1 pseudogene is annotated in these 233 nt (G+C 63.1%); it reads left to right on the top strand.

The window, feature by feature from the left end:
• Window positions 1-233: pseudogene (rimO, locus tag ACVA58_RS28770) on the top strand (30S ribosomal protein S12 methylthiotransferase RimO); the annotation flags it as partial.

Genomic DNA, 233 nt, shown 5'->3' with positions numbered 1-233 from the left:
GGACATCATCACCAGCGTGCACCCGAAGGTGCTGGCCGTGACCGGGCCGCATGCGCTGGGCGAAGTGATGGAAGCGGTGCACACGCACCTGCCTAAGCCGCACGATCCGTTCATCGACCTCGTGCCTCCGCAGGGCATCAAACTCACGCCCAAGCATTACGCGTATCTGAAGATTTCCGAGGGCTGCAACCACCGCTGCAGCTTCTGCATCATCCCGTCGATGCGCGGCGACC

This window comes from Photobacterium sp. DNB22_13_2 (genome assembly GCF_052873915.1).
This window is presented reverse-complemented; position numbering and strand designations above follow the sequence as displayed.